Source organism: Bradyrhizobium sp. CCH5-F6, from assembly GCF_001556045.1.
GTDB lineage: Bacteria > Pseudomonadota > Alphaproteobacteria > Rhizobiales > Xanthobacteraceae > Bradyrhizobium.
The window spans coordinates 1-1,286 of record NZ_LSIC01000096.1 but is presented as its reverse complement, the minus strand read 5'-3'; the positions used below and the strand labels follow the sequence as shown (position 1 = coordinate 1,286).

At 64.5% G+C, this 1,286-nt stretch carries 1 protein-coding gene; it reads left to right on the top strand.

Annotated features, from left to right (window positions below):
- Nucleotides 1-187: 187 nt before the first annotated feature.
- Nucleotides 188-1,286, top strand: a 1,099-nt coding sequence (locus AX729_RS17810; protein ID WP_197433616.1) for a heavy metal translocating P-type ATPase, incomplete at its 3' end; no start/stop codon positions are given.

The following is a 1,286-nucleotide window of genomic DNA, read 5'->3' as shown; positions in this document are numbered from 1 at the left end:
CCACCGTCGTCATCGGCGGCATCATCTCCTCGACGATCCTGACGCTGCTGGTGCTGCCGGCCCTTTACGTGCTGTTCCGGAAGGACTCCGCGCCGGCACCTCGACCGGAAAACGACTTGGATGACGCTGCGCAGGGAAGCCACGCGTGACCGAGGCCGCTCAGAAGGTGAGACTTCGGATCGGCGGGATGGACTGCGCGGCCTGCGCCACGAAGATCGAGAATGCCGTTTCGCGGATGCCCGGGGTGCGGGGCGTCGAAGTCTCGGTGACCGGCGGAAGCGTATCGATTGATCATGAGGGGGCCGTTCAGCGGGAGGCAGTCAGCCGGCAGATCGCAGCCCTAGGGTACGTCGTCGAAGAGGATCGGCCCCAAGGCAAAGAGGGGCCGGCGCACCAGCACGGTCATTCCGATGACCACGACGGTCACGGTCACCGTCATGCCGCCGACGGCCAGGAACCGTGGTGGCGATCGAGCAAGGGCGATGCGACGATTGCATGCGGAACCGCGCTGGCAGTCGCGTTCACCCTGGGAAAGGCGATTCCGAGCATCGAGAGCTGGGCGTTCCTGCTCGCGATGCTGGTCGGTCTGATTCCTATCGCGAAGCGAGCGTTTTCGGCGGCCTTCGCTGGAACACCGTTCTCGATCGAGATGCTGATGACCATCGCGGCCGTTGGCGCGGTCTTCATCGGCGCGACGGAAGAAGCGGCGACTGTCGTTTTCCTGTTTCTGATCGGCGAACTTCTTGAGGGGTTCGCTGCGGGGCGGGCCCGGGCGAGCATCCGGGATTTGACCAAGCTCGTCCCGAAGATCGCCCGTCTCGAAGAATCCGATGGCGAAGTCAGCGAGGTGGAAGCCGAGACGCTATCCGTCGACGCTCTGATCCACGTCCGTCCCGGCGATCGCATTCCTGCCGACGGTGTCATCGTCTCCGGACGCAGCTCCATCGACGAGGCGCCCGTAACCGGTGAGAGCACGCCGGTCTCCAAGAAGGTCGGGGAGGCCGTATTCGCCGGAACGGTGAATGGGGAGTCCCTGCTCCGGATCAAGGTCACGGCCTCCGCCCGGGACAACACCATCGCCCGTGTCGTCAAGCTCGTTGAGGAAGCGCAGGAGTCCAAGGCGCCCACGGAGCGCTTTATCGATCGCTTCTCGCGCTACTATACGCCCGGCGTGGTTGTGGTCGCTACGATCGTGGCGGTCCTGCCGCCACTCGTCTGGACAGGCGCAACTTGGCGCGAGTGGATCTACAAGGGATTGGCCATTCTTCTGATCGGTTGCCCGTGCG